This window comes from Dactylosporangium sp. NPDC000244, from assembly GCF_040300725.1.
Lineage (GTDB): Bacteria > Actinomycetota > Actinomycetes > Mycobacteriales > Micromonosporaceae > Dactylosporangium.
In genome coordinates, this window is record NZ_JBEPEH010000012.1 from 65,782 (window position 1) to 85,880 (window position 20,099).

At 71.9% G+C, this 20,099-nt stretch carries 15 protein-coding genes; 5 read left to right on the plus strand and 10 right to left on the minus strand.

The window, feature by feature from the left end:
- Nucleotides 1-4 precede the first annotated feature (4 nt).
- Complete coding sequence (locus tag ABT369_RS18570; RefSeq protein ID WP_350613402.1) at nt 5-1,318, plus strand: diguanylate cyclase domain-containing protein; 1,314 nt, start codon at nt 5-7, stop codon at nt 1,316-1,318.
- A 4-nt stretch (nt 1,319-1,322) separates the two neighbouring features.
- Here the strand turns inward: ABT369_RS18570 and ABT369_RS18575 are convergent, their stop codons facing one another.
- The gene (locus tag ABT369_RS18575; protein ID WP_350613404.1) at nt 1,323-2,150 is read right to left on the minus strand and encodes a transglutaminase-like domain-containing protein; all 828 of its coding nucleotides are present in this window, start codon (nt 2,148-2,150) and stop codon (nt 1,323-1,325) included.
- 9 nt (nt 2,151-2,159) lie between these two features.
- Nucleotides 2,160-2,975 (minus strand): serine hydrolase, encoded by an 816-nt coding sequence (locus tag ABT369_RS18580; RefSeq protein WP_350613406.1) that lies wholly within the window; start codon nt 2,973-2,975, stop codon nt 2,160-2,162.
- A gap of 24 nt (nt 2,976-2,999) precedes the next feature.
- Between ABT369_RS18580 and ABT369_RS18585 the strand changes: the two genes are divergently transcribed.
- Nucleotides 3,000-3,497, plus strand: coding sequence for a hypothetical protein (locus ABT369_RS18585; RefSeq protein ID WP_350613407.1), 498 nt, complete (start codon nt 3,000-3,002; stop codon nt 3,495-3,497).
- On the opposite strand, the gene ABT369_RS18590 is transcribed toward ABT369_RS18585, so the two are convergent.
- Nucleotides 3,464-4,090, minus strand: coding sequence for a hypothetical protein (locus tag ABT369_RS18590; protein WP_350613408.1), 627 nt, complete (start codon nt 4,088-4,090; stop codon nt 3,464-3,466). The two genes, ABT369_RS18585 and ABT369_RS18590, sit on opposite strands and share 34 nt — an antisense overlap.
- 129 nt (nt 4,091-4,219) lie before the next feature.
- Here ABT369_RS18590 and ABT369_RS18595 point away from each other — a divergent pair, with 129 nt between their 5' ends.
- Nucleotides 4,220-5,857, plus strand: coding sequence for a hypothetical protein (locus ABT369_RS18595; RefSeq protein ID WP_350613410.1), 1,638 nt, complete (start codon nt 4,220-4,222; stop codon nt 5,855-5,857).
- 117 nt (nt 5,858-5,974) lie between these two features.
- On the opposite strand, the gene ABT369_RS18600 is transcribed toward ABT369_RS18595, so the two are convergent.
- The 6 genes from ABT369_RS18600 to glgC all read right to left on the minus strand — a co-directional run bounded on the left by ABT369_RS18600 (nt 5,975) and on the right by glgC (nt 15,047).
- Nucleotides 5,975-6,415, minus strand: coding sequence for an SRPBCC family protein (locus tag ABT369_RS18600; RefSeq protein WP_350613412.1), 441 nt, complete (start codon nt 6,413-6,415; stop codon nt 5,975-5,977).
- A gap of 13 nt (nt 6,416-6,428) precedes the next feature.
- A complete protein-coding gene (gene glgB, locus ABT369_RS18605) occupies nt 6,429-8,537 on the minus strand; it encodes a 1,4-alpha-glucan branching protein GlgB (protein WP_350613414.1) in 2,109 nt (702 codons plus the stop codon).
- 8 nt (nt 8,538-8,545) lie between these two features.
- Nucleotides 8,546-9,883: a maltokinase N-terminal cap-like domain-containing protein gene (locus ABT369_RS18610; protein WP_350613415.1), complete on the minus strand. Its 1,338-nt coding sequence runs from the start codon at nt 9,881-9,883 to the stop codon at nt 8,546-8,548.
- A gap of 23 nt (nt 9,884-9,906) precedes the next feature.
- On the minus strand, nt 9,907-11,607 hold the full coding sequence (gene treS / locus ABT369_RS18615) for a maltose alpha-D-glucosyltransferase (protein WP_350613417.1): 1,701 nt from the start codon (nt 11,605-11,607) through the stop codon (nt 9,907-9,909).
- A 49-nt stretch (nt 11,608-11,656) separates the two neighbouring features.
- Nucleotides 11,657-13,624, minus strand: coding sequence for an alpha-1,4-glucan--maltose-1-phosphate maltosyltransferase (locus tag ABT369_RS18620; RefSeq protein WP_350613677.1), 1,968 nt, complete (start codon nt 13,622-13,624; stop codon nt 11,657-11,659).
- Between the two features lie 187 nt (nt 13,625-13,811).
- Nucleotides 13,812-15,047 carry a glucose-1-phosphate adenylyltransferase gene (glgC, locus tag ABT369_RS18625; RefSeq protein ID WP_350613419.1) on the minus strand — a complete coding sequence of 412 codons (1,236 nt, stop codon included), beginning with the start codon at nt 15,045-15,047 and terminating at the stop codon, nt 13,812-13,814.
- A 62-nt stretch (nt 15,048-15,109) separates the two neighbouring features.
- Here glgC and glgA point away from each other — a divergent pair, with 62 nt between their 5' ends.
- Nucleotides 15,110-16,303, plus strand: a complete 1,194-nt coding sequence (glgA, locus tag ABT369_RS18630; RefSeq protein WP_350613420.1) for a glycogen synthase — start codon at nt 15,110-15,112, stop codon at nt 16,301-16,303.
- Here glgA and pcaD read toward each other — a convergent pair.
- Entirely contained in the window at nt 16,288-17,055 is a 768-nt protein-coding gene (gene pcaD, locus ABT369_RS18635) for a 3-oxoadipate enol-lactonase (RefSeq protein WP_350613421.1), read from the minus strand. The genes glgA and pcaD overlap by 16 nt on opposite strands.
- A 192-nt stretch (nt 17,056-17,247) precedes the next feature.
- Here pcaD and ABT369_RS18640 point away from each other — a divergent pair, with 192 nt between their 5' ends.
- Nucleotides 17,248-19,950, plus strand: a complete 2,703-nt coding sequence (locus tag ABT369_RS18640; RefSeq protein ID WP_350613422.1) for an ATP-dependent Clp protease ATP-binding subunit — start codon at nt 17,248-17,250, stop codon at nt 19,948-19,950.
- The last annotated feature ends 149 nt before the right edge of the window (nt 19,951-20,099 follow it).

Sequence of the window (20,099 nt, forward strand, 5' to 3'; positions counted from 1 at the left end):
AGGCGTGTTCGGACGCGTGCGGCGACGGCTGGCGGATCTGCGGATCGCCACCAAGATCGTCAGCGTGTCCCTCGTCGTGACCGCGATCTTCACCGCCTCCGGCGTCGTCGGCCTGGTCAACCTCCAGCGGCTCGTCGACGAGCAGGACCGGGACTACCGCGTCAACGTCGTCGCCGTCGACAAGATGACCGACGTGCGCTCCGCCGTCGGCGCCGAGCTCGAGGCCGTCCTCGCCTACATCCTGTCCGACCCCGGCTTCTACCGCGACACCTACGCCGAGGTCATCGTCGACTCCGACCGCGAGATCGACGCCCGCATCGCCGAGCTGCGCGCCCTCGACCTGCCGCACAACGAGCTGTCGGGCCTCAAGGCGTTCACCGCCACCGTCACCATGTGGCGGACCGCGCGCCAGGCCGCCCTCGACGCCGCCGACGCCGGCGACCAGCGCAAGGCCGCCTCCGTCGTGCTCGTGCGCTCCGAGGCCATCGCCCGCGCCGTGAAGGACCGCGCCAACTCGTTCCTCGACCAGCTCGTCGAGGCCGTCGCCGACGGCGCCCGCCGGGCCAAGGCCAACGGCATCCGCAACACCCAGCTCACCGCGGCCCTGCTCGCCGCCGGGGCGCTCACCGCCATCCTGCTGGCCGTGCTCACCGCCCGCGCCATCTCCCGGCCGCTGCGCGAGGTCGTCGACGTCCTCGCCCGCGTCGCCCGCGGCGACCTGAGCCGCCGCGTCGAGCTCGACCGGGGCGACGAGGTCGGGCAGATGGGCCGCTCCCTCAACGAGACGCTGGGTGTGCTGCGGGCCGCCTTCGAGGAGGTCCACCACCGGGCCTCCCACGACGGCCTCACCGGCCTGGCCAACCGCGCCCTGCTGCGCGAGCGCATCGCCGCCGCCCGCCCCAACGCGACCGGGGGCCTGCCGGTCGCCATGCTGCTCATCGACCTCGACGGCTTCAAGCAGGTCAACGACGCCTACGGGCACAACGCCGGGGACTTCCTGCTCACCGTCGTCGCCGAGCGCCTGGTCGCGGGCGTGCGCGCCGAGGACACCGTGGCCCGCCTCGGCGGCGACGAGTTCGCGGTGCTGCTCGACGGCGTCGAGTCGGCCGAGGACGTGTACCTCGTCGCCGACCGGCTCTGCACCGACCTGCAGGAGCCGGCGACCTACCGCCCCGACTGCGTCATCACCCCGCACGCGAGCATCGGGGTGAGCCTGTGGGACGGGGAGGTCCCCATCGACGCGCTCATGCACGACGCCGACCAGGCCATGTACGCCGCGAAGACGGGCGGCAAGGGCCGGGTCGTACGCTCCCTCTGAATGCCTAGATCGAGACCCAGCCGTCGAAGCCGCTGGGGCTCATGCAGTGCACCCGGTTGGTCAGGTGCAGCGAGGGGTCGGTCTCGTACCGCTTCGCCAGCGTCCGCGCCGAGCCCGCGTCCCCGCGGTCGGCGGCCAGCAGCAGCTCGGCCAGCTCGTCCGCGGTCCGGTCGGTGATCGCCCCCCACTGGTCCCACAGCAGCGCCTCGTCGCCGTGGCGGTGCGCGACCTCGAGCAGCACCGAGTCGAGCAGGAACTGGTGGCCGTGGAACGGCAGCGCCGGGTCCACCCCGTACCGGTCGGCGTCGATCAGCCCCCGCCGGTGCGCCGTCCACGCCTGCGCCGCGGTGATGAACTGCGGCAGATCGGCGGTGTTGAACGGGTGGTCGGCCGGGTCGAGCTGCGCGTCGGCGAGCACCCACCGGGTGCCGTTCCAAAATTCCGCGACGACGTGGTCGTAGTTCCAGTCGTCGGCGAAGTACGGCGAGAACCCGACCCGGCTGCGCGCGGGCACCCCGCGCCGGCGCAGCGCCGCGATGGTGAGCAGCGTGAAGTCGCGGCAGCAGCCGACGACCCGCTGCGCCTGCGGCCGCGGCTCGGCCAGCGGCCCGGGGAAGCGCTCCTGGTCGAGCGCGAGCATCCGCGAGGCCCAGCGCGAGTCGATCTCGGCGAGCCGGGCCCCCTCGAACGCGATCCCGGCCGCCCGGTAGTGCACGACCACGTTGCGCACCACCGCCATCAGCCCCGCCACGTCATCGGGCAGCTCGTCGAGGAGCTCGCCGAACCGGCCGGGGTCGCTGAAGCGCGACTGCTCGCGGTACCGCTGCAACATAGACCGAACCTAGCAACTTTCGAGCAGGATCCGCCCCAGCGCGGCGTGGGCCCGGACGGCCGGATGCGTCGGGCCGTAGTCCGCGGCGTCCCCCAGGGCGTCCGCGAACAGGGCGTAGACGGCCGCCGGTGCGCCGGCCGAGGTGAAGACGATCCCCGCCTCGTGCCGCGCGGCGCCCGTCGCGTCGCGGTCGGCGCCGTGTTTCGTGGCCACGCGGGCGCGGTCGGGGCCGCGCAGATCCCGCCGTACGCCGTCGTGGTAGCCGGCCGGGGCGCGCAGGACGCCGAGCATGAACGCGGTGCTCGCCGCGCTCAGGAGCGTCCCGGCGGCCAGGCGCGCGAGCAGGTCGTGGGTCTCGCGGGCGGTCGTGGCGCCGAGGAGGAAGCGGGCCGGGTCGGCGGCGGTGGGCTCCACGCGGGTGCGGGTCAGGCCGAGCGAGGCCAGGATCTCGTTGACCTCGGGGCCGGGGACGAGCCGCCCGCACAGCCGAACGGCGGTGTTGTCGGAGACGAGCAGCAGCGCGGTGAGCACGCCCGCGACCGTGAGCTCGTCGCCGTGGACGGGCTGCAGGTGGTACACCCCGGAACCGCCGAGGACGTCGGAGCGCTCGAGGCGGATGCGCCGGCCCAGGTCCAGCTCGCCGCGGTCGGCCTTGGCCAGCAGGGCGCTCGCCAGGGCCAGCTTCTGCACGCTGTACCCCCGGATCAGCCGCTCGTCGTCGTCCTCGACCACGACGCTCCCGCCGACGCTGACCCGGGCGTGCCATTCCCCGCCCGCGCGGTGCTTGTGCCGCGTGTAGGCCCGGCGGATGTTTTCGGGTGCCACCACGCGCAGTCTAGGGTTCCTGCCATGGACGCCGCCGCCGAGTTGCAGGAGCACCTGGACGGGCTCACGTTCGCCGACCGCGGCACCGACGAGGTCACGGAGCTGCTCATCGCCGCGACCGTCGCGTGGGCCGTGGGGCGGGGCTGGCGCGCCTACCGGCGGGCGACGAGCGTCGTGCCGCTGCCCCCGCCCTACGAGCAGCAGTTCTCGGTCGTCGACGTCGGCATCGCGCGCCCGGGCGGCTCGCCGCTGGTGGTCGAGGTGGACCACGCCGACCGCCGGCGCACGCTGGACAAGCTCGCCGCCGAGGCCGCCGCGGGGCGGGAGGCGCTGTGGGTGCGCTGGGGCTCGGGCCGTCTCGCGCCGCCCCCGGACCCGATCCGCTTCGTGGCGTTCCCGGTGATCTCGCGCCGAGGCCCGGCGGGCGGGCGGGTGCATTCGCACACGCCGAGCCGCCCCGCGCCCGAGCACTCGGCCCCCGAGGGCTCCTACCGCGTCGTGGCCCTGGACCCGGAGCGCTGACCCGGCCCCTGCGCCGCGAACAGCTGCTCGAAGATCGGCATGGGGTTGAGCTGCGCGTACGACCGCACCCGGCTCGACAGGTTCTCCGTGATCACCAGGGCCGCGCAGTTGCGGTCCACCACCATCACCAGCGGCCGCTTCCGCGTGGCCGGCTCGAACGTGATGACGAAGCTCAGCTGGGTGGGGAACGCGACGCGCAGGCACGCCTGATCCGGCTGCGGCGCGGGCAGGCTGTTGAGCAGCCGCACGAAGCTGTCGACGTCCTTGGTCAGCACCTCGGGCGGGGCGACGGTCGGCGCCGGGGTGGTCAACGGGGTGTCGCACCGGGTGATGGTGTTCGCGCCGTACGGGATGAACTCACCGCCCCCGTCGGCGGGGAGCACTCCGGTGCCGTACCGCGGGATCGTCGAGCAGTCGACCGCCTGAGCCCCCGGCCCGGAGACGACCGGCGACGGATACGCCGGCGGCGGGGCCATCGACGGCGACGCCGAGGGGTTGATCGGCGGTGGCAGCCCGACCGCGGACCGCATCGCGGCGAGCCCCACGAGGAGCGCCGTCCCCACGACCACGGCGATTACTGTTCGTGTGCGCATGACGCTACGCAGTGTAGTCGCATTTCGGGTAAGACGGTCGCCGACGCCGAAAGGTTGCGCCCCGGCGCGTACTGTCGGTGATCGGACCTGGCCGATGGATGACAGTACGCATCCCCCAGAATGGCCCGGGTGAGCCAGACGCCCACCGCGACCATTCCCCGGCGGCGCACCCTTGCACCGGTCGCCGCCCCGCGTCCCCGCGGCCGGTTCGTCACGCCGGGCCTCCTGGTGGCCGGGGTCGCCGCGATGCTGCTGGGCTACCTGCGGATGGCGCGGGCGAACGGCGTGACCGCGGACGGCGCCGCGAACGCCCTGCAGGCCTGGGACCTGCTGCACGGCAACGTGGCCCTGTCGGGCTGGACGCTGAGTGACGTGTCGTTCTACCCGACGGAGCTGGTGCAGTACGCGCTGATCGAGCTCTGCTACGGCCTGAACCCGGACGTGGTGCACGTGGCGGCCGCGTCGACGTACGTGCTGCTGATCGTCTTCGCGTCGCTGGTCGCGCGCGGCTCGGCGACGGGCCGGGCGGCCTGGCTGCGGGTGGCCCTGGTGGTCGCGGTGATGCTGGTCCCGGAGCCGGGCGCGGGCTGGGCGATCGTGCTGTTCAACCCGAACCACACCGGCACGGGCGTGCCGCTGCTGGTGGCGGCCCTGCTGATCGACCGCCGGGCCGGGCTGCGCCGCTGGTGGCCCGTGGCCGTGACGCTGGTCCTGACCCTGGCCCAGATGGCCGACCCGCTGGCCCTGTACATCGGCGCGCTACCCCTGGCCGCGGTGAGCGCGTATCGCCTCATTTTCGAACATTTCGCCCGACGCTCCCGCGTCGACCGGACCCCGGACGCCAATCTCCTGGTCGCCGCGGTGGCCTCGGCCGCCATCGCTCATGCGGCGGTCAAGCTGATCGGCCGCTTCGGCGGCTACCAGGTCCACGAGCCGATCGCCGAGTTCACCACCTGGGACGCGGTCCCGTCGCACCTCGCGATGCTGGCCCGCGCCACGGCGCTGGACTTCGGCGCCTACTTCCCGTACCTCGACGACGCCGGCCCCGCGCTCACCGCCCTCTACGGCGCCGCGGGCGCGATCAAGCTCCTGCTGATGCTCGCGGCCCTGGTGGCGACCGTGGCGACGACCGGGCGTCTCCTGGGTCTGGGGCGGGACCGGGATGATCGCGTCGCACAGTGGCTGGCCGCCGCGATCATCGTCAACCTGGCCGCGTTCGTGGCCTCGACGCAGGCGGCGGACATGGCCAGCGCCCGCCAGGTGGTCGTGGTCCTGCCCTTCGGTGCGGTCCTGGTAGCCCGTGTCATCCCGGCGTGGGTTCGTGCGGTCCCGGCGAAGGTGGTCCGGGGCGGCGCCGTGCTTGCGGCCGCCGTCCTCGTCGCCGCCTTCGCGGCCCAGGCCGCCGTGGCGAAGCCTCGGCCTACCGAGGCGGCCGAGGTGGCCGCCTGGCTCGACGCCCACGACCTCCGCTACGGCCTCGGCGCCTACTGGGCCTCCCACACGGTCACCGTGGCCACCGACGGCCGGGTGCGCGTCGCGCCCGTCGTCGACGAGGTGCCGCGCGCGTTCCACTGGGAGTCCCAGGCCGAGGCGTTCGACCCGCGCCGCCACGACGCCCGGTTCGTCATCGTGGACCGGGAGCTCGAGCGCTACGGGACGCTCAGCGGGGTCGTGCTCCAGCTCGGGGCGCCGGTGCGGGTGGTCGAGTTCACGCGGTGGACGGTGCTCGTCTACGACCACAACGTCCTGCCGTTCCTCCGTCCCTGAGCAAGTTGAAACATGGGGGCACAGCGGTGACTGGGGCTCGCCTGCCGTTCCTATGATCCAAGCCTACCCGGGCCGAAAAAATTGGATCTTGCTCCGGTTACGGAGAAGCAGAACCGGTCACGATCCGTGTGCGGCGGCCTCCGCGGCCTTGCGCAGGCCCTCCGCCTCCATGCGGATGTAGCGGCGGATCAGGCTGCCGTAGAACAGGGTCACGATCCTGGCCAGGGGGCCCGCGAAGGACAGGGTCAGCTCGGCCGTGCACGTCCCGTCGCCGTTGTCGATGGCCCAGTGGCCGCCGACGTTGCGCACGCCCGGAGCCGAGTCCGAGGACCACTCGAAGCCGTGGGCGTCGACCTTCGTGACGGTCCAGGTCGACGGGCGGAGCTTCGGCTGGGTCACGACCACGGTCTCGCCCACGGTCAGGGGCCCGGACGCGGCACGGTCCACATGGGACACGGAAGCGGTCCAGGAGGGCCACTCCTGAACCGCCTTCATGATGTCGCCGGCCACCGTGGCCGGGGCCGCGATGGCGATGGTGTCGCGGAAGTCCACGCTCATGCCAGAGACGCTACTACCCCAGCTTCAGCCAGAGGGCACCCAGCGGTGGGACGCGAATCTCGGCCGAGGCGGGCAACCCGTTCGCGGGCTGGCCCGTGGCCTCGACCGAGCCCATGTTGCCGACGCCCGATCCGCCGTACACGTCGGCGTCGGTGTTGAGGATCTCCTGCCAGCGGCCAGTGAAGGGCAGGCCGATGCGGTACCCCTCGTGCGGGTGCGCCGCGAAGTTCACGACGACCGCGACGACCGAGCCGTCGCCGCCCCAGCGCAGGTAGGAGAAGACGTTGCCGCCGGAGTCCTCGTTGTTGATCCAGCGGAAGCCGTCGGGCGAGGTGTCCTGGGTCCACAGCGCCGACGTGCGCTTGTAGACGTCGTTCAGGTCGCGCACGAGCTTCTGCAGGCCGCCGCGCATCGGGTCCTGGACCAGGCCCCAGTCCAGGCCGCGCTCCTCGGACCACTCCTGCTCGTCGCCGAGCTCGCAGCCCATGAACAGCAGCTGCTTGCCGGGGAAGGACCACATGTAGGCCAGCAGCGCCCGCGCGTTGGCGACCTTCTTCCACAGGTCGCCCGGCATCTTGCCGACGAGCGAGCCCTTGCCGTGCACGACCTCGTCGTGGCTGATCGGCAGGACGTAGTTCTCGCTCCAGGCGTAGACGGTCGCGAACGTCATCTGGTTGTGGTGGTACTGGCGGTAGATCGGGTCCTTGCCGACGTACGTGAGCGTGTCGTGCATCCAGCCCATGTTCCACTTGAAGCCGAAGCCGAGCCCGCCGGAGTCGGTGGGGCGCGTGACGCCGAGCCAGGCCGTCGACTCCTCGGCGATCATCATGATGCCGGGGTGGTGCTTGTAGACGGTCGCGTTGGCCTCCTGCAGGAAGGAGATCGCGTCGAGATTCTCGCGGCCGCCGTACTGGTTCGGCGCCCACTGCCCGTGCTCGCGGGAGTAGTCGAGGTAGAGCATCGAGGCGACCGCGTCGACCCGCAGCGCGTCGGCGTGGAACTCCTCGCACCAGTACAAGGCGTTCGCGACGAGGAAGTTGCGCACCTCCTTGCGGCCGAAGTCGAAGATGAGGGTGCCCCAGTCCGGGTGCTCGCCGCGGCGCCAGTCGCCGTGCTCGTACAGCGGCGTCCCGTCGAACCGGGCGAGCGCCCACGAGTCCTTGGGGAAGTGCGCCGGCACCCAGTCCAGGATCACGCCGATGTCGGCCTGGTGGAGCCGGTCGACGAGGTGGCGGAACTCGTCCGGCGAGCCGAAGCGCGCGGTCGGGGCGTAGTAGCCGGTGACCTGGTAGCCCCACGAGCCGCCGAACGGGTGCTCCATCACGGGCAGGAACTCCACGTGCGTGAAGCCCATCTCCTTGACGTACTCGGTGAGCTGGTCGGCCAGCTCCAGGTACGACAGGCCCGGCCGCCACGAGCCCAGGTGCACCTCGTAGATGCTCACCGGCTCCTCGTGCGTGCGCCGCTCGGCGCGGGAGGCGACCCAGTCCGCGTCCTTCCAGTCGTACTGCGAGCTGTAGACGACGCTCGCGGTGGCCGGCGGCTCCTCGGTGTGCTGGGCGAGCGGGTCGGCCTTCTCCACCCAGTCGTTGTCCGGGGTCAGGAGCCGGAACTTGTACTTCTGCCCGGCGCGCGCGTCCGGGACGAAGAGCTCCCACACGCCGCTGCCGCCGAGCGAGCGCATCGGCAGCCCGTCGTGCGCGCCCCAGCCGGTGAAGTCGCCGACCACGCGCACGCCGCGCGCGTTCGGGGCCCACACCGAGAAGGCGACGCCATCGGGGCGCACCTGCGCGCCGAGGACGGTCCACAGCCGCTCGTGCCGCCCCTCCTGGATGAGGTGCAGGTCGAGGTCGCCGAGGGTCGGCAGGTGGCGGTACGGGTCGTCGCCGAGCGTGCCGTCGGCGTCGATGCGGTAGTCGTCGACGACGCCGGGGATCTCGACCTCGAACACGCCGTCGCCGTGCACCTGCGTCATCGGGTATCGCTCGCCGCCGGCGACCACGGCCACATCCGCGGCTCCCCGGCGCAGCGCCCGGATCACCGTCGTGTCGGTGCCGGGGTGCGCGCCGAGGAGGCCGTGCGGGTCGTGGGACCGGCCGGCGATGAGGTCGTCGAGATTCATAGGGGTGCTCACCTTGTCGTCAGGTCGGAACCGTTCACCATGCGCTCGATCGACTGCAGGGGAATCCGCAGCCAGCCCGGCCGGTACCGTGCCTCGTACGCGCTCTCGTAAACCGCTTTGTCCAGCTCGTAGGCGCGCAGCAGGGCCCGGTCCTCCCGCGGGTCGTACCCCGCCGCGGCAGCATAACCGTCGCAGAATGCGTCACGGTTACGGTCGACCCACTGGCGGGCCCGGCGGTCGAGGTCCTCGTCGTCCTCCTGGCCGAGCAGCAGCTGGTAGGCGGCGTACTCGTAGGAGCGCAGCATGCCGGCGACGTCCCGCAGCGCCGAGTCCGGCCTCCGGCGCTCCTGCACCGGCACGCCGGGCTCGCCCTCGAAGTCGATGAGCAGCCAGGACTCGGGCGTGCGCAGGACCTGGCCGAGGTGCAGGTCGCCGTGGATGCGCTGGGTGCGCACGGGCTCGTCGCCGATCGAGCGGAACAGGGCGGCGATGTCACCGGCCAGCGCCTCGAGGTCGGGCACGACCCGCACGGCGTTGTCGAGCCGGTCCAGCATCGCCTCGACCGGCGGGGGAGCGGCCTGCGTGCCCAGCTCGGCGGCGAGGGTGCTGTGCACGTGCGCGACGGCCTCGCCCAGCCGGGTGGACTCGCCGGCGAAGTCGCCGCCCACTTCCTCGGGGTTCAGGTCGTGCTCGGCGTAGAGGTCGCGGGCGCTCGTGGTCGCCATCGCCCAGCCTTCGGCCGAGTTCTGGGCGTACTCCGTCACCATCGCCAGCGCCAGGTGCTCGCCGTCGGGGGTGTCGCTCTCGATGGCGCCCAGCAGCCGGGCCACGTTCGGGCAGCCGGCCCGCGCGAGCACCCGGTTGAGCTCGAGGTCCGGGTTGATGCCGGCGGTCACGCGGCGGAACGCCTTGAGAATCGCGGCGCTGTCGAAGACCACCGACGTGTTGCTCTGCTCGGCGCCGGAGATCCGCGCGGGCGCGTCGACCGGCAGCGCGACCCCGGGCTCGGGCACGAACCGCACCCCGTCGACGACCGCGCCGGTGTCGATGAGCGCGAGGATGCGCTGGGACGAATGCTCGTCGTAGAGCGCGTCGGAGGCGGTGCGGTCGCCGTCGGCGCCGATGAGGGCCGCCGCCGACAGCTCCGCGGCCACGTCGAGGTTCCAGCCGACGAAGATCTGGTACCGCTCCGACCCGCCGTCCTCGTAGTGCGCGTCGAGTAACACGTGGTCGAGCCCGTCGGGCAGGTGCGTGACAACGGCGGGCTCGGCCTTCGTGAGGGTGCGGGCGCGGCCCGCGTACCACCGCTGGTGCGGCAGCCAGTCGGTGTACGGCAGCGTCGTCATGGCCATCCTCATCGCCTTCTCAGTCAGCTCTGCTCTACCGGCGCGGTCAGCTGGAACCAGTAGAAACCGTGTCCCGGCAGGGTCAGCAGATACGGCAGCTGGCCGATCGCCGGGAACTGGACGTGCCCCGTGAGCTCGATGGGCGTGTATCCGGCCCAATTCTGCAGGTTCAGCTCGATCGGCTGCGGGAAACGCGACAGGTTGTTCACGCACAGCACGACGTCGTCGCCGTGGACCCGCACGAAGGCGAGGATCGAGGGGTTGGAGCCGCCCAGCTCGCGGAACTCACCGGCGGCGAAGGCCTCGTGGCGGCGGCGGACCTGCAGCATCGTGCGGGTCCAGTTGAGCACCGAGGTGGAGCTCTCCCGCTGGGCCTCGACGTTGACCGACTGGTAGCCGTACACGTGGTCCTGGATCGCCGGCAGGTAGAGCCGGCCCGGGTTGGCCTGCGAGAAGCCGGCGTTGCGGTCCGGGGTCCACTGCATCGGGGTGCGCACGCCGTCGCGGTCGCCGAGCCAGATGTTGTCGCCCATGCCGATCTCGTCGCCGTAGTACAGCACCGGGGAGCCGGGCAGGGAGAGCAGCAGGGCGGTGAACAGCTCGATCTGGTTGCGGTCGTTCTCCAGCAGTGGGGCGAGCCGGCGCCGGATGCCCACGTTGGCGCGCATCCGCGGGTCCTTGGCGTACTCCGCGTACATGTAGTCGCGCTCCTCGTCGGTGACCATCTCGAGGGTCAGCTCGTCGTGGTTGCGCAGGAAGATGCCCCACTGGCAGTTGCCGGGGATCTGCGGGGTGTGGGCCAGGATCTCCGAGATCGGGAAGCGCGACTCGCGGCGCACGGCCATGAAGATGCGCGGCATGAGCGGGAAGTGGAACGCCATGTGGCACTCGTCGCCGTCGCCGAAGTACTCCACGACGTCGGCCGGCCACTGGTTGGCCTCGGCGAGCAGGACCCGGCCGGGGAACTCGTCGTCGATGACCTTGCGGCAGCGGCGCAGGAACTCGTGGGTCTCGGGCAGGTTCTCGCAGTTGGTGCCCTCGGACTCGAAGAGGTACGGCACCGCGTCGAGCCGGAAGCCGTCGATGCCCAGGTCCAGCCAGAACCGCAGCACGTCGATCATCTCGCGCTGGACCTCGGGGTTGGCGTAGTTGAGGTCCGGCTGGTGGGAGAAGAACCGGTGCCAGAAGAACTGCCGCCGCACCGGGTCGAAGGTCCAGTTGGACTCCTCGGTGTCGACGAAGATGATCCGGGCGTCGGAGTAGGCCTTGTCGGTGTCGGACCACACGTAGTAGTCGCCGTACGGGCCGTCGGGGTCGCGCCGGGACTCCTGGAACCACTGGTGGGAGTCCGAGGTGTGGTTCATGACCAGGTCGGTGATGACCCGGATGCCGCGCTTGTGGGCCGCGTCGAGCAGGGCGACGAAGTCCTCGACGGTGCCGAACTCGGGCAGGACCTTGTAGAAGTCCCGGATGTCGTACCCGCCGTCGCGCAGCGGCGAGTCGTAGAACGGTGGCAGCCACAGGCAGTCGACGCCGAGCCACTGCAGATAGTCGAGCTGGCCGATGAGCCCCTTGAGGTCGCCGGCACCGTCCGCGTTGGAGTCCGCGAACGCCCGCACCAGCACCTCGTAGAAGACCGCCCGCTGGAACCAGCGCTCCTCGGCGGGCAGCACCCGCGCCTGGCTGAAGTCGCTGGAGGACGGGTGCTCGACTGCGTCGCTCATGCTGTACCCACCTTGCCTAGCCGTCTAGCCTGCCCCGCTCACCGGTCGTTCACCGGTGCCGGTGCACCGTGAACACGTGTGCCGGCTCGTAGTAGGGATCGAGCCGGACGGCGTTGTGCTGTCCCCAGTCGAAGGTCGCGCCGGTGATCTCGTCGCGGACCGTGAACCGCTCGTGCCAGTCGAAACCGAGCGCGGGCATGTCCAGTGTCGTGTTACCCCACTGCACGTTGTGTGAATCCAGCGACACGACGACGAGGACGGTGTCGTCGGTCTCGGGGTCGCGCTTGGACCAGCACAGCACCTGCTCGTTGTCGATGCCGTGGAACACCGTGTTGCGCAGCCGCTGCAGCGCCTTGTGCTCGCGGCGCACGGTGTTGAGCCGGCGCAGGTACGGCGCGAGGGACTCGCCGCCCGCCTCGGCGGCCTCCCAGTCGCGCGGGCGCAGCTGGAACTTCTCGTTGTCCAGGTACTCCTCGGCGCCCGGGCGCGGCAGGTGCTCGAAGAGCTCGAAGCCCGCGTACATGCCCCAGGACGGGCTCAGCAGCGCGGCGAGCACGGCCCGGATCTTGAACATCGGCGGCCCGCCCCGCTGCAGGTGCACGGGCAGGATGTCGGGGGTGTTCGGCCAGAAGTTCGGGCGCATGTAGTCCGCGGCCGCGATGAGCTCGTTGACGTACTCGCGGATCTCCCAGCCCTCGACGCGCCAGGTGAAGTACGTGTACGACTGCGTGAAGCCGATCTTGCCCAGCCCGTGCATCATCGCCGGGCGGGTGAACGCCTCGGCGAGGAACAGCACGTCGGGGTCGACCGCCTTGACCTCGCCGATGATCCAGTGCCAGAAGCCCACCGGCTTCGTGTGCGGGTTGTCGACCCGGAAGATCTTCACGCCCTGCTCGACCCAGTGCAGGACCACGCGCAGGATCTCGGCGCGGATGCCCTCGGGGTCGTTGTCGAAGTTGAGCGGGTAGATGTCCTGGTACTTCTTCGGCGGGTTCTCGGCGTAGGCGATCGAGCCGTCGGCGCGGGTGGTGAACCACTCCGGGTGCTCGGTGACCCACGGGTGGTCCGGCGCGCACTGCAGCGCCAGGTCCATGGCGATCTCCACGCCGGCTCCGTGCGCCGCGCCGATGAACGCCTTGAAGTCGGCCAGGGTGCCGAGGTCCGGGTGGAGGGCGTCGTGCCCGCCCTCGGCCGCGCCGATGGCCCACGGGGAGCCGACGTCCTCGGGCCCGGCGACCAGGGTGTTGTTCGGGCCCTTGCGGTTGCTGCGGCCGATCGGGTGGATCGGGGGGAGGTACACGACGTCGAACCCCATGTCCGCCACCTGCGCCAGGCGCGGCGTGGCGGAGGCGAACGTGCCGTGCCTGACCGGCTTGCCGCGCTCGTCCACGACGGCGCCCTCGGAGCGCGGGAAGAACTCGTACCAGGCCGAGAACAGCGCCCGCTCCCGGTCGCACCACAGCGGCAGCGCGTCGCCGCGGGTCACCTGCTGGCGCAGCGGGTGCCGCCACAGCACGTCGGTGAGGTCCAGCGCCGGCGACACCCGCGCGAACAGCGGGATGCCGGCGTCGTCGAGGGCGCCGGCCGCGCCGAGGACCCGCCCGCGCTCCCCGTCCGGCATGTCCGCGGCCGCCTCGCGCAGCAGCGTCGCACCCTCGGCCAGGTCGTTGGCGAGGTCCTCGAGGCCCTGGCCGGCGGCGATCTTCTTGGACACGGCGCTGTGCCAGGTGAGGTACGGGTCGCTGAACGCCTCGACGGCGAAGCGCCACGCGCCGACCGCGTCGGGCCGGATCTCGCCGAGCCAGGAGTCGGTGCCGGCCGGGCCGGGGCGCAGCCGGTTGAACGGCCGCTCCGTGCCGTCGGGCGCGATGAGCACGACGTTGCACCCCATCATGGCGTGGCCCTCTCGGTACGACACCGCGGAGACCGGCACCGCCTCGCCGACGACGGCCTTGGCCGCGAAGCGACCGCCCTCGATCTGCGGGGTGACCTGTTCGATGGGGAACCGCTGGCCGATCCCGACCGCCGGGGCGTGGAAGGACGCCGCCGGCGACTCGGCCGTCTCCTGGGGCTCGACCGGTTCCTCGGACAGCGCGATCTCCGTTTCGGTCGCTTTTGGGGTCGCGATCTCCGTCTTGAGCGCCTCAGGGGAATTGCCCATGATCCTCACCGTATCGAATTGTCGCGGTGCCTGCAGGGTGAAGCTACGGCTCGACGCGCTGACCTTTGCCCACCACGACGATGCCGCCCTCGGAGACGGTGAACCGCTTCCGGTCGCGCTCGAGGTCGACGCCGATCTCGGCGCCCTCGGGCACGACGACGTTCTTGTCCAGGATGGCGTTGCGCACCACGGCGTGCCGCCCGATGTCGACGCCCTCCATGAGCACCGAGCCCTCGACGTGGGCCCAGGAGTGCACCTTCACGTTGGGGGAGACCACCGAGTTCTCCACCAGCGAGCCGGAGATGACCGCGCCGGGGGAGATCATCGAGCCGATCGCCCGGCCGACGCGCTCGCCCCAGCCGTGCACGAACTTGGCCGGCGGCCACGGGCTGTTCCCGGTGAAGATCGGCCAGTCGAAGTTGTACAGGTTGAAGACCGGCTGCACCGAGATGAGGTCCATGTTGGCCTCGTAGTACGAGTCCAGCGTCCCGACGTCGCGCCAGTAGCCGCGGTCGCGCTCGGAGCTGCCCGGGACCACGTTCGTGCTGAAGTCGTAGACGGCGGCGTCGTTCTTCTCCACGAAGTACGGAATGATGTTGCCGCCCATGTCGTGCTTGCTGGACGCGTCCTGCGCGTCCCGGGTCACCGCGTCGATGAGCGCGTCGGTGGTGAACACGTAGTTGCCCATCGACGCGAAGATCTCGCCGGGGCTGTCCGGCAGGCCCCGGGCGTCCTTGGGCTTCTCGCGGAAGGCGCTGATCTGCCGGCCGCTCTCGCCGACCTCGATGACCCCGAACTGGTCGGCGGTCGACAGCGGCTGGCGGATGCCGGCCACCGTGGCGGCCGCCCCGGACTCGATGTGCTGGCGCACCATCTGCTCGGGGTCCATCCGGTAGATGTGGTCTGCGCCGAAGACGATGACGTAGTCGGGCCGCTCGTCGTTGATGAGGTTCAGGCTCTGGTAGATGGCGTCGGCGGAGCCGGCGAACCAGCGCGGGCCCAGGCGCTGCTGCGCGGGCACCGGCGTCACGTAGTTGCCCAGCAGCGTCGACATCCGCCAGGTCTTCGTGACGTGCCGGTCCAGCGAGTGCGACTTGTACTGGGTCAGCACGACCATCTTGAGATAGCCGCCGTTGGCCAGGTTGGACAGCACGAAGTCGATCAGGCGGTATATGCCGCCGAACGGCACCGCGGGCTTGGCCCGGTCAGTGGTCAAGGGCATGAGCCGCTTGCCCTCGCCTCCGGCGAGGACGATCGCGAGGACGTTCTTGGCAGCCATGGGCCAGACGCTAAACGTGTCCGGCGTGTTGCGCCAGACGAACAGCAATTAGTGTTTGGTGCGTGCGAGTAGACCTGCTCACCCGAGAATACCCGCCCGACGTCTACGGCGGCGCGGGCGTGCATCTGGAGTATCTGGCCCGCGAGCTTCGCAACCTGCGCTCGGCCCCGCTGGACGTGCGCGTGCACTGCTTCGGGGCGCCGCGCGCCGAGGCCGGGGTGACCGGGTACGCCGACCCCGCGGGGCTGGCCGGGGCCAACGCCGCCCTGCGCACCATGGGCGTCGACCTGGAGATGGCCGCCGGGTGCGCCGGCACCGACGTCGTGCACAGCCACACCTGGTACGCGAACCTGGCCGGGCACGTCGCCAAGCTGCTGCACGGGGTGCCGCACGTGGTGACCACGCACAGCCTGGAGCCGCTGCGCCCGTGGAAGGCCGAGCAGCTCGGCGGCGGGTATGCGCTGTCGTCGTGGTGCGAGCGGACCGCGATCGAGGCCGCCGACGCCGTCATCGCCGTGTCGGCCGGGATGAAGGCCGACGTGCTGCGCGCCTACCCCGGCGTCGACCCGGACAAGGTGCACGTCGTCTACAACGGCATCGACACGGAGCAGTACTCGCCCGATCCGGCGACCGACGTGCTGGAGCGCCTCGGGATCGACCCGGCGCGGCCGAGCGTCGTCTACGTCGGGCGGATCACGCGGCAGAAGGGGTTGCCGTACCTGCTGCGCGCCGCCCGGTCGCTGCCGCCGGACACGCAGATCGTCCTGCTGGCCGGCGCGCCCGACACGCCGGAGATCGCGGCCGAGGTCACCGCCCTGGCCGACGAGCTCAAGGCGACCCGCTCCGGGGTCGTGTGGGTGCAGGAGATGCTGCCCAAGCGCGAGGTCATCCAGGTCCTCACGCACGCCACCCTGTTCGTCTGCCCGTCGATCTACGAGCCGATGGGCATCGTGAACCTCGAGGCGATGGCCTGCCAGACGGCGGTCGTGGCGACCGCGACCGGCGGCATCCCCGAGGTCGTCGCCGACCGCGAGACCGGGCTGCTGGTGCCGATCGAGCAGGTCGCGGACGGCTCCGGCACGCCGCTGGACCCCGACCGGTTCGTGGCCGGGCTCGCCGACGCGATGACGTCGCTGCTGGAGGACCCGGCGCGGGCGGCCGCGTTCGGCCGGGCCGGTCGGCAGCGGGCCGTGGACCACTTCTCCTGGGCGGCGATCGCCGACCGGACCCTGGCGGTGTATCAGTCCATCACGTGATCGGCGATGAGCTGGCTGATCGCCTCCGGCTGCTCCACGTTCGCCAGATGGGCGGCGTTCGGTACGACCACGAGACGGCTGGTGCGGACCCGGCGCTCGATCAGCTCACCGTGCTCCGGCGGCGTGGCCGGATCGTCCGCCCCGGCGATCACCAGTGTCGGGGCGGCGATGCGGTCCAGGTCGGCGCGCAGGTCCATGGCGGCGATCGCCTCGCAGCCGCCCGCGTAGCCCTCGGCCGGGCAGGCGGCGATCATCGCCCGGTAGGGCGCGACCCGGGCCGGCAGCGCGGCGCGGTAGCGGGGCGTGAACCACCGGCCGAGGACCGCGTCCGCGACCGGCTGCATCCCGGCGGCCCGCACCTGCCGGGCCCGGTCCAGCCAGCTGTCGGCGGGCGGCAGGTGGGCCGAGGTGCAGATGAGCACCAGGCGCTCGATGCGCTCGGGTGCGTGGGCGGCCAGCCACATGCCCACCATGCCGCCCAGGGACAGGCCGCAGTAGCTCGCCCGCTCGATCCCGAGGCGGTCGAGCAGGGCGAGGACGTCGCGGCCGAGGTCCTCGATGCGGTACGGGCCCGGCGGGACCGGCGAGCCGCCGTGCCCGCGATGGTCGAAGCGCACCACCCGCATCCGGTCGCCGAAGCGCGGCAGCTGCGGCCGCCACATGTCGAGGTTGCTGCCCAGCGACCCGCCGAGCAGCAGGAAGGGCGCGCCGAGCGGGCCCGCGGTGCGTTGGAACAGCGTCGTTGCCGTCACCGAATCCTTGTATCACCTCGCTTCGCTCTCAGCGGAACGGGTTTGCCGTCCTGTGGCGTTATCGTGGTCCCAAGGTTCTTCGGGTAGGGCGCCTACCCGCGCTGTCCCGCGTGACGGCCAAGAGGCTTCGACTCAGCGCATCCACCTTCGTGTCGAGGGCGGGTGCTGCCCGCCGGAAGGCGTCGATGCCCCATGTTCGAGCGTTTCACCGACTCGGCCCGCCGCGCCGTCGTGCTGGCCCAGGAGTCGGCCCGCACCCTCAACCACAACTACCTCGGCTCCGAGCACCTGCTCCTGGGCCTGCTGATGGAGCACGACGGCATCGGCGGCGCGGCCCTGCGCGCCGTCGGCGTCAGCCTCGAGCAGGTCCGCCACGAGGTCGAGGACCTCGTCGGCCTCGGCGCGCAGGCCCCGGTCGCCAACATCCCGTTCACGCCCCGCGCCAGGAAGATCCTCGAGCTGGCCCTGCGCGAGTCCCTGCGGCTCGGCCACGACCGCGTCTGCACCGAGCACATCCTGCTCGGCCTGATCCGGGAGGGCGAGGGCACCGCCGCCCAGGTCCTGATCCGCCTCGGCGCCGCCCCCAACGCGCTGCGGGCCCAGATCATGGACGGCCTGACCGGCCACCCGTCGGCCCTGGGCCCGGCCGGCTCCGGCTCGGCGCAGCGCCCGGCGAGCCCGACGCTGGACCAGTTCGGCCACGACCTGACCGCCGACGCGCGCAACGGCACCCTCGACCCGGTGATCGGCCGCGACGCCGAGATCGAGCGGGTCGTGCAGATCCTCACCTGCCGGCGCAAGAACAACCCGATCCTCACGGGTGAGCCCGGTGTCGGCAAGACCGCCGTCGTCGAGGGCCTGGCCCAGCGCATCGTGGCCGGCTCGGTGCCGCCCGCGCTGACCGGCCGCAGCGTCTACTCGCTGGACCTCGGCGGCCTGGTGGCGGGCTCGCGCTACCGAGGCGACTTCGAGGAGCGCCTGCGCAAGGTCATCAAGGAGATCCGCACCCGCGGCGACGTCATCGTCTTCATCGACGAGATCCACACCCTGGTCGGCGCCGGCGCCGCCGAGGGCGCCATCGACGCCGCGTCGCTGCTCAAGCCGCTGCTGGCCCGCGGCGAGCTGCAGACGATCGGGGCGACGACGACGGAGGAATACCGGCGGTACATCGCCAAGGACGGCGCCCTCGACCGCCGCTTCCAGCCGGTGACGATCGAGCCCCCGACGGTCCCCGAGTCGATCGCGATCCTGCAGGGCCTGCGCGCGGGCTACGAGTCCCACCACGGCGTGACGTACACCGACGACGCCGTGCGCGCGGCCGTGACGCTCTCCGACCGCTACGTCCCGCAGCGCCGCCTGCCGGACAAGGCCATCGACCTGCTGGACGAGTCCGGCGCGCGTGCGGCCCTGGCCTCACCCACGTCCGCCTCCACCTCCACCTCCGCAGCCGCCTCCGCTTCCGGATTCGCCCCCGGCTCCGGCTTCGCCCCCGCCCCCGCCCCTGGCTTCGCCCCCGCCCCCGCCCCTGGCTTCGCCCCCGCCCCCGCCCCTGGCTCCGGCTCCGGCTCCCCGATCGTGGTGGACCGCGACCGGATCGCGGAGGTCCTGTCCACCTGGACCGGCATCCCGGTGGGCGCCCTGTCCGCCGACGAGGCGACGCGCCTGCTGGGCCTGGAGCGGTCTCTGCACTCGCGGGTCGTGGGCCAGGCCCACGCCGTGCGAGCCGTGGCCGACGCCGTGCGCGGCTCCCGCACCGGCCTGAGCGACCCGAAGCGCCCGACGGCGTCCTTCATCTTCGCGGGCCCGTCCGGCGTCGGAAAGTCCTCGCTGGCGAAGGCCCTGGCCGAGCACCTCTTCGGCACCGAGGACGCCCTGATCCAGCTCGACATGTCGGAGTACCACGACCACCACACGGTCGCCCGCCTGGTCGGCGCCCCACCCGGCTACATCGGCCACGACGAGGGCGGCCAGCTGACGGAACGAGTCCGCCGCCGCCCCTTCTCGGTCATCCTCTTCGACGAGATCGAGAAGGCCCACCCGGACGTGTTCAACGCCCTGCTGCAGATCCTGGAAGACGGCCACTTGACCGACGCCCAGGGCCGCCGCGCCGACTTCCGCCACACGATCCTGATCCTGACCACCAACCTGGGCACGGCAACGACCCCGGCCGGCTTCGCCCCGGCACTAACGCCCCCGACTCCTACTCCGACTCCTGCTCCTGCTCCTGCTCCTGCTCCTGCTCCTGCTCCTGCTCCTGCGTCCACGCCACCGGCTCCCGCCCAGGGCGTTCCGACTCCTCCCTCGCACGTCGCCCCTTCTTCCGCGCCACCGTCTCCTGCCTCGGACGCTCCAGTTCCTCCTTCACACGTCGCTCCGTCGCCTCCGCCCGCAGCACCCGCCGTCGCACCGCTTCAGCCGCCCACCGCGTCCCGGCCACCCACCGCCCCACCCGCGCGGTTCGCCACCGACCTGTCCTCGTCCCAATCGGCATTCACCCGCGACCTGCGCCGCCACTTCCGCCCGGAGTTCCTGAACCGCATCGACGACATCCTGGTCTTCCACCCCTTGACGCCGGACGACCTCCTGACGATCGTCGACCAGCACCTGACCCGCGTCTTCCTCGAACTCGACTCCCGCGGCATCACCCTGGTGGTGACAGACGACGCCCGCCACTATCTGGCGACGGCAGGCACGGACCCAGCCCTGGGCGCCCGCCCCTTGCGCCGAACCATCCGCCGCGAACTGGAGAACGAACTGTCCACCCGCCTGCTGCAGGGCACCCTGAACCCGGGCGAGACCATCACCACCGCCACGGACGCGACCGGCCTGACCTTCACCGTCACGCCCACCCGCACCCCACTCCCATCCGACGCCGACGACCGCCTCCCGGTCTGACGGCCACGGGATACAAGCCCGATCCCGCCTCGCCCGACCCGCCTCGCCCGACGCGCCGAAGGCACCGAGGCTCCGGCCGGCCGCCGAAGACCAGCGGCCGGCCGGAGCAGCGCGAGCGTCGACGAACTCGTGCTGCTGTGGCCACTGAG